Source organism: Jiella mangrovi (genome assembly GCF_017815135.1).
Lineage (GTDB): Bacteria > Pseudomonadota > Alphaproteobacteria > Rhizobiales > Rhizobiaceae > Jiella > Jiella mangrovi.
Window position 1 is genome coordinate 47986 of record NZ_JAGJCF010000025.1, and the last position, 6000, is coordinate 53985.

Below are 6000 nucleotides of genomic sequence, written 5' to 3' on the forward strand. Positions count from 1 at the left end.
GACCCGGCCCCGTTGGCGGGCGGCGACGCAGCCCTCGGGACGGCGATCTCTATAGCCGGCAGCGAGGCCAGCGCAGCATGACGCAGGGGTCGCCGGCAGGGCCAGTCTCCCCTCGCCGACGGGCGGGCGTTCTATTGCAAGAACGGATTGGTCCGCTTTTCGTCGCCGATGCGACTGCCCGGTCCGTGCCCGCAGAGAAAGCCGACCTCGTCGCCCAGCGGCAGGACCTTCTCGCGGATCGACCGCAACAGCGTCTCGTGATCGCCACCGGGCAGGTCGGTCCGCCCGATCGAACCGGCAAAGAGCACGTCGCCGAGATGGGCAAAGCCCAGAGCACGATTGACGAAGATGACGTGTCCCGGCGCGTGGCCGGGCGTGTGATAGACCTCGAAATTGTGGCTGCCGAAGGAGACCGTCTCGCCCTCGCTCAGCCATCGGTCGGGCGTGCAGTTCTTCATGCCGGGCCCGGCGCCGAACATCTTCGCCTGATCTTCGATCGAATCGAGCAGCATCCGGTCGTCCTCATGCGGGCCGACGATGGTCGCGCCGATCATAGCCTTGAGATCCATCGCCCCTCCGGCATGGTCGAGATGGCCGTGGGTGAGCCATATGTCCTTCACGGCGATGCCGAGTTCACCGATGGCCGAGGCGATCGTGTCGGCGTCTCCGCCGGGATCGATGACGACCCCAACCTTTTCGTCGGCATCGAACAGGATGCAGCAGTTCTGCTCGAACGGGGTGACGGGCACGATGCGGGCACTGAGTTTGGTCAAGACGGGCTCGCTCCTGGGGTTCTCGAGGCGCTTTGTGACCGCCATGATAGGCAGAGGCGGCCGGCATGACTACGCTCGCCCGCCGACATCCTTGCGAAAATCAGGCGTCCGGCTTCGTCCCGAACCAGATCACGTGCCTTGCGCCCCGTTTGCCACGATGGGCTTTCACCCGGACTTCCTCGACATCGAAGGCGCTTTTTCGCAGGCGCGCGGCAAAGCGTTCGTCCGGTCCCTGCGACCAGACGGCGAGGACGCCGCCGGGCTTCAGCGCGCGCCGCGCCTCGCCGAGCCCCTTTGCCGCATAAAGCGCATCATTGACGTCGCTCGTCAGCCCTTCGGGCCCGTTGTCAACGTCGAGCAGGATCGCGTCGAAATGAGATTGTGTCTCCGCCATGAGTTCCGCGACGTCCCGCACGACGATCTCGACGCGCGGATCGTCGAGACAGCCCTCGAAGATATGCGCCATTTCGCCCCGCGCCCAAGCAACGACGGCCGGAACGAGTTCGCAGACGACGATCCGGGCATCTTCGGGAGCAACGGCGAGAAGCGCGCGCAGGGTGAACCCCATGCCGAGCCCGCCGACGACGATCGTCGGCGCCGCGCGCCCGGCGATCTTTTCCACCGACAGCCGGGCCAGCGCCTCTTCCGAGCCCGACAGCCGGCTGTTCATCAGCTCGATCTGCCCGAGCATGATCGAATATTCGGCGCCGCGCCGCATCAGCTTCATGTCGCCCTCGCTGCCGGGGATCGACGAGGTGGCAAGGTGTTCCCAGGGAATCATGGACGGGCACTTCGATCTGTTGGGCAAGAACGCGCTGCGGCCCGGAAGCGACGAGCCACCGGGCCGCATGAGGTTCGATTTGAGGGATCGGGCTATTCAGCCGCCGCGCGCTTCGGCGTCACTTCGGCCGCATAGTCCTCGACAAGGCGCTTGGAGATCTCGCCCGGCGTGAACCGCCAGTCGGCGATCTCGGCCACCGGCGTGACCTCGGCAGCGGTGCCGGTCAGGAAGCACTCGGAAAAGCCGGAAAGCTCTTCGGGCATGATTTCGCGCTCGATCACCGTGAGGCCGCGACGCTTGGCGAGATCGATCACCGTGCGGCGGGTGATGCCGTCGAGGAAACAGTCAGCCTTCGGTGTGTGGATGACCCCATCCTTCACGAAGAAGACGTTGGCTCCCGTGGCTTCGGCAACATATCCGCGCCAGTCGAGCATCAGGGCGTCGGCATAGCCTTTGGCCTCGGCCGCATGCTTGGAGATCGTGCAGATCATGTAAAGCCCGGCGGCCTTCGACTTGGAAGGCGCGGTCTTCGGGTCGGGCCGCCGATATTCGGCAAGGTCCAGCCGGATGCCCTTCATCTTCTGCTCGGGGTCGAAATAGCTCGGCCACTGCCAGATGGCGATGGCGACGTTGATGCGGTTGTTTTGGGCCGAAACGCCCATCATCTCCGAACCGCGCCAGGCGACCGGCCGGACATAGGCGTCGGCAAAGCCCTGCCTGCGCAGGAGCTCGTTCGTCGCGGCATCGATCTCGTCGGCGGAATACGGAACCTTGAAGCCGAGGATGCGGCCGGATTCGATCAGCCGCTCGGTATGCTCGCGCAGCTTGAACACCTCGCCGCCATAGGCCCGCTCGCCCTCGAAGACGGAGCTGGCATAATGCAGACCGTGGGTCAGCACGTGGATCTTGGCATCCTTCCAGGCGACGAATTCGCCGTTGAACCAGATTTCGCCATCACGTTGATCGAATGGAACCGCGCTCATGGTGTCTCCAGCGCCACTGACGGGCGCTCTCCCTAGATTGCCGTTGGACGTGGCATCGCATTGCGGGCAGAATTTTGACGGTCGCAATGCGAAAGGACGGCGATTGATGGTATCTGCTCGGTGCCGCCAAAGGCGGTATCGCGCGGTTTCCACATCCAGGGCGCCGGTGTAACAATAAAGCCAAATTACGTCAATGGTGCTGACCTATCTTATGGACACCCCGGCCGTTCGAAGCGATCCGACCTCTGACGAGGAGCGCGCCATCGTGCGCGAGGCGCTGCCAACCCATGGCAGCCTCGACTTCCGCGTCATCGAACTCTTCTTCTTCGCCTATCGCGAGTTCACCGGCGACGCTGATTCGATTCTCCTGCGCTACGGTTTCGGCCGCGCCCATCATCGGGTCCTGCATTTCGTCAATCGCGATCCGGGCCTGACCATCGCCGAACTCCTCGACATCCTGCAGATCACCAAGCAATCCCTGTCACGGGTCCTGCGGCAGCTGCTCGACGAGAATTTCATCTGCCAGGTCCCCGGCGACGAGGATCGGCGTCAGCGCCGGCTCTATCCCACGGAAAAGGGCCGCGCGCTGACGGTCGAACTCTCCGAAGCGCAGAACCGCCGCATCGAGGCGGCGCTCGCCAAGACCAGCGACGAGGACATGCGCCCCATCGCGGCCTTCCTGAAGGCCATGGCCTCGGACCGCGCATCGGCCCGCGAGTGGTTCGCCAGGAAGGACATCAGTTGGAGCGACAGCGAATGAGCGACACCGAAGCAGACGGCGGCGAGACCTCCGGGGCGATCGGCGACGATGCCCCGCACATCCTGATCGTCGACGACGACAGGCGCATTCGGTCCCTCCTCTCCCGCTTCCTGTCGGCCCGCCACTTCCGGGTCTCGGCCGCGGCCGATGCCGCCGAGGCGCGGCGCATTCTGGGCGGCCTCGATTTCGACCTCGTCGTCGTCGATGTGATGATGCCCGGCGAGAACGGCATCGATCTCGTGCGCTCGATCCGCAAGACCCGGGACGCACCGATCCTGATGCTCACCGCCCGCTCCGAGACGGAAGACCGGATCGAGGGGCTGGAGGCCGGCGCCGACGACTATCTGCCCAAGCCCTTCGACCCGCGCGAGCTTCTGCTTCGCATCAACAACATCCTGAAACGCGGCGCGCCGCAGACGGTGGTCAAGCTCGAGCATGTCCGGTTCGGCCCGTTCACCTTCTTTCTGTCGAAGCGCGAGCTCAAACGCGGCTCCGAGATCATCCGCCTCACCGACCGCGAACAGGAGATCATGAGCCAGTTCGCCGCCAAGGCCGGGGAGACGATCCCGCGAATGGAACTGCTCGGCGAGGAAAGCGAGGTCGGCGAGCGCACCGTCGACGTCCAGATCAACCGGCTGCGCCGCAAGATCGAACAGGATCCGACCAACCCGCTCTGGCTCCAGACCGTGCGCGGCATCGGCTACAGGCTGAACATCGACTGAGGCTTCGGCGCGCGGCCCGAAGCTTCGCAGGCCCGTCAATCCAGGACGGCGACCGGTCCAGTTGGCGGCCGTTTCGAATTTGCATTATGGGTGCGGACCGCCCCATCTATGTTGGCAGATGACCCTGATCGACCGCATCCTTCGCAACGGCAAGCATGCTCCCGGAGCCCCCCGGCTGCGGGATCTGCGTGCGCGGCAGGCTTCGGGACCCGTTGCCCGGACGGCCGCCTGGCTTCGCGCCCGCGCCCCCCGGCGCGTCGATGTCTGGCGTGGACCGCTGCGGCCGATCCCCCGCTTCGTCCGGCGCTTCCTGCCCAAGGGGCTTTATCCGCGCTCGCTGATCATCATCCTCGCGCCGATGATCCTGCTTCAATGCGTCGTCACGGTCGTGTTCATGGAGCGCCATTGGGCGATGGTCACAGAACGGCTTTCGGAAGCCGTCGTCGAGAACATCGCGGCGGTCGTCGATCTGATCGAGACGACCAAGAATACCGCCGAAATCGACCGCGTTCTGCAGGTCGCCCAACGCCGCCTCGACCTCAATATTTCGCTGCTTCCCCCCGGCGAACTGCCGCCCCCGACGCCCAAGCCCTTCTTCAACATTCTCGACGGGATCCTGTCGGAGGAGCTGACCAAGCAGATCGGCCGGCCGTTCTGGATCGACACCGTTGGCAATTCCCGGATCGTCGAGATCCGCATCCGGCTCGACGACGGCATCCTCAGGGTCTTTGCACCGCGCAATTCCGCCTATGCCTCGAACACCCACATCTTTCTGGTCTGGATGGTCGGCACGTCGCTGGTGCTTCTCGTCATCGCCGTCCTCTTCCTGCGCAACCAGATCCGCCCGATCCAGGCGCTGGCGGCGGCGGCCGACGATTTCGGCCGCGGCAAGCCGATGCCGCAGGATTTTCGCCCGCGCGGGGCGTCCGAAGTGCGCCAGGCCTCGGTCGCCTTCATCCAGATGCGCGACCGCATTGAACGCCAGATCGAGCAGCGGACCCGCATGCTGAGCGGCGTCAGCCACGATCTGAGAACGGTGCTGACGCGCTTTCGCCTGCAGCTCGCTCTTCTCGGCGAGGGCGAGGATCAGGACGAGCTCAACGCCGACATCGACGAGATGCAGCGCATGCTCGAAGGCTATCTCGCCTTCGCCAAAGGGGAAGCGGGCGAGGACGTCGAGGAGATCGATCTGGAACCGCTGCTCGATCGCTACGAGGCAGAGGCGGAACTGAAGGGCAAGACCCTCACCCACGAGATCACCGGCGACACCCGCGTCACCGTCCGGCCGGATGCTTTCACGCGGATGATCTCGAACGTCGTCGCCAACGCGCTTCGCCATGGCGACAAGGTGGAGATGTCGGTCACCCACGACACCCGCTGGCTCTCGATCGTCGTCGAGGATGACGGACCCGGCATTGCCGCCGATCAGCGCGAGGCGGTGTTCAAGCCCTTCGTGCGCCTCGATGTCGCGCGCAACCTCGACGCCGGCGGCACGGGCCTCGGCCTCGCCATCGCCCGCGACGTTGCACGAGCCCATGGCGGCGACATCCTCCTGTCCGACAGCGCGCTCGGCGGCCTGCGGGCGCTCATCCGCGTTCCCGCCTGACTCTGGCAGAACCGAAAGCGACGTCGGTATTGAAAGGCGCCTTGCCACATCTGCAGCATCGGCCTGAGAATCGTAATCGATTTTCGGAAAGCACGATGCGGTGATTCAATAGGTTAGACTAGAGCGTCCGTTGTGCGTTGATTCAGTGTGCGCGACACGATCCTCGAGAGCCGGCCACGACTTGACCGATAAGGCGCAGCATTCGACGCTTCGTCATTCTCGGGCCCCGTCCCGAGAATCCTGTGTGTTCGAATTGGTGTATGGTGGGAGGCGGGAAGGAGGCCGAGAGAATCCTGGTCGTCCGCAAGGCAGACCGGTGCCTGGCATGGCCCCTTCCCGCGCCGTCTTCGAAACCTGAACAGTTGCATGAGGCTG

6 protein-coding genes are annotated in these 6000 nt (G+C 64.8%); 3 read left to right on the forward strand and 3 right to left on the reverse strand.

Annotation, left to right across the window (positions count from 1 at the left end; genetic code table 11):
• Nucleotides 1-131: 131 nt before the first annotated feature.
• The 3 genes from J6595_RS21385 to J6595_RS21395 all read right to left on the reverse strand — a co-directional run bounded on the left by J6595_RS21385 (nt 132) and on the right by J6595_RS21395 (nt 2537).
• Nucleotides 132-773 (reverse strand): MBL fold metallo-hydrolase, encoded by a 642-nt coding sequence (locus tag J6595_RS21385; RefSeq protein WP_209597576.1) that lies wholly within the window; start codon nt 771-773, stop codon nt 132-134.
• Nucleotides 774-873: 100 nt separating this feature from the next.
• Nucleotides 874-1554 (reverse strand): spermidine synthase, encoded by a 681-nt coding sequence (locus tag J6595_RS21390; RefSeq protein WP_209597578.1) that lies wholly within the window; start codon nt 1552-1554, stop codon nt 874-876.
• Nucleotides 1555-1646: 92 nt separating this feature from the next.
• Nucleotides 1647-2537 (reverse strand): branched-chain amino acid aminotransferase, encoded by an 891-nt coding sequence (locus tag J6595_RS21395; RefSeq protein WP_209597580.1) that lies wholly within the window; start codon nt 2535-2537, stop codon nt 1647-1649.
• A gap of 211 nt (nt 2538-2748) precedes the next feature.
• Here J6595_RS21395 and J6595_RS21400 point away from each other — a divergent pair, with 211 nt between their 5' ends.
• The 3 genes from J6595_RS21400 (at nt 2749) to J6595_RS21410 (ending at nt 5625) form a co-directional block, all read left to right on the forward strand.
• Entirely contained in the window at nt 2749-3297 is a 549-nt protein-coding gene (locus tag J6595_RS21400) for a MarR family winged helix-turn-helix transcriptional regulator (protein WP_209597594.1), read from the forward strand.
• The gene (locus tag J6595_RS21405) at nt 3294-4019 is read left to right on the forward strand and encodes a response regulator (RefSeq protein WP_209597582.1); all 726 of its coding nucleotides are present in this window, start codon (nt 3294-3296) and stop codon (nt 4017-4019) included. The genes J6595_RS21400 and J6595_RS21405 overlap by 4 nt, the downstream gene beginning before the upstream one ends.
• 310 nt (nt 4020-4329) lie before the next feature.
• On the forward strand, nt 4330-5625 hold the full coding sequence (locus tag J6595_RS21410) for an ATP-binding protein (protein ID WP_245199028.1): 1296 nt from the start codon (nt 4330-4332) through the stop codon (nt 5623-5625).
• Nucleotides 5626-6000: the final 375 nt, after the last annotated feature.